The sequence below is a fragment of the Silvimonas sp. genome (assembly GCF_031291215.1).
Taxonomy (GTDB): Bacteria; Pseudomonadota; Gammaproteobacteria; order Burkholderiales; family Chitinibacteraceae; genus Silvimonas; species Silvimonas soli.
The window spans coordinates 1-1,914 of the sequence record NZ_JARLJK010000015.1 but is presented as its reverse complement, the minus strand read 5'-3'; the positions used below and the strand labels follow the sequence as shown (position 1 = coordinate 1,914).

At 58.7% G+C, this 1,914-nt stretch carries 1 protein-coding gene; it reads left to right on the top strand.

The window, feature by feature from the left end; genetic code table 11:
• The coding region (locus tag P4L78_RS01125; protein WP_309326390.1) for a hypothetical protein at positions 1-1,641 on the top strand (1,641 nt) is incomplete at its 5' end.
• Positions 1,642-1,914: the final 273 nt, after the last annotated feature.

The window sequence follows — 1,914 nt, the reverse complement described above, 5'->3', positions numbered from 1 at the left end:
TCTAGGGACTCGTGCCGCGACGAGTTCCGAGATCGGGGTGGGCTCCAGAAGAAGGCCCGCCTTGCGAAAGCAGTGGCCGCATTCCATGCGGCTCTGGCAGGCGAGCTGGAAGATGCGGCTGAGAAGGTGTTCGTGGCGGCATTCCAGCCGTTGCTTCAGGCAGTCGTGGATGCGTACCGCAGGGTAGGAGAGCCGGCGCGACATCTGATTGTGACACAGGACCACGCTACCCTTGGCCCTGGAGGACGGCGCAAGCTGAAGCCCGACGTATTGGCCATGCCGCATGATTATGGCGGTGGTGTGTCTGCAATTCCGTCGTATGAGATACTGTTCGTGTTGGAGGCGAAGGTCACAACGGCTGCGGGGCTGGTGAGCGGTGAGTGCCTTGGGCAGATCATGCAATACCTGCATGAGGTGCTCGATGCGAACCCCAACCGACACACAGCGTCGGGAATCCTGTTCAACCAGATGCATGCCGTCGCCGTGACCATGACACGGGAGCGTGATGTTGATGAAATAGTGACAACTGCCCAGTACAGCGACTTGGCCCCCTGGAAGGATTTTCTACCTGTGCTCCTGTACAAACTCGTCGTGTCTCCCCCGGAAGCTCACAGGCTGCCCACTTTCGGGGAACCCAAGTCCCACTGCGCCGACTTCCTTGGCGTGGGGGCCACTTCAGTCGTGTACAAGCTGAGTGATGGGGAGTCAGTGCTGAAGCTGGGCAAGGTGCCGGTGTGCAGGGGCGGTGCGGGTGAGGAGTACACAGGCTGCGGTGAGGACGATCCCTTCGCCACTGAAGCCGCAATGTTGGCTATGTTGACAGGCATCCCCGGCGTGCCCAGACTGCTGTCCGAGGTGCTGATGTTTTCTGGTGCTGGGTTTGCGCCGGCTCCCTACCTCGTCATGGCCCCTGTGTGCCAGCCGTTCGGTGGAAAGGGCGTTCAATTTCGACAGGCGCATGCTGTTGAGCTGGGCAACATCCTGCTGGCTGTTGGCGCGAAGAATGTTGTGCATCGAGACATCCGGCCTGCGAACGTGATGCATGACTCAGAGGGGCATGTGCATCTGCTGGACTGGGGGTTTGCTGTGACAGCTGGATCCTCGGCAGTGCTGAAGGGGACGCTGCGTTGCGCGTCACCCTCCTTCCTCTTACATTTCTCTAGAACACCACTGGAGCCTTACACCTGGTCAAGGACTGACGACTGGCACAGCTGGTTGCGCTGCTGCCTTCTGCTTGCTTACCCTGACCTGCATGGCCTGTTGGATTGCCGTGTAGCTGTTGAGGGCGACAGGATAGATGCGGCAGCGGCGGAGGGTGTCTGTGGATTTTGGACGGGTGTGTTCGCTGCTAACCCTCGGTGGGGTGATGTTGACAAGGTCATTGAGAAGGTGTCCCGTGGTGAGCTTGAACTGGAGTCTACCGTGTTGAAAGGGTGGTGTGAAGCGCTGCTGCCTTCGTTCGATTTCGAGGTACGTGTGTGTGATCTCCCCTGTATTTTTTGCCGCTTGACCTCGCCGCTTGACGCGGCGCGTGGTGTGTTCCCAGCTTCCACCTGGCGCTGGGGTTCTTGCACGAATTCCGGAGGACGTTCCGGAGGATGCCGACGATGCCACCGCCCCGGTACTTGCGTTGGTGCTTGAACATGAACGCTTCTCATGAGTGTCTGTGTTATGTCACTTATGTCTGACAGTCTGGCCGTGGCCACCGTGACGCTAGAGTTGGGCAGACCCAGACCGCTATCAAGGACCGACGCAATGTGTTTCACCTCCTCACATGCAAAAAAAACGGGGTTCGTATCGTGGCGGACAGTATGTGCTATTCACCTCCTGAAGGCGCTTATCTTGGTGAGTGTTGCAGCAGCGCTGCCCCTCATGACCTAAAACGGTTTGCTGTGAGACGTTGAGTTGTCCGGT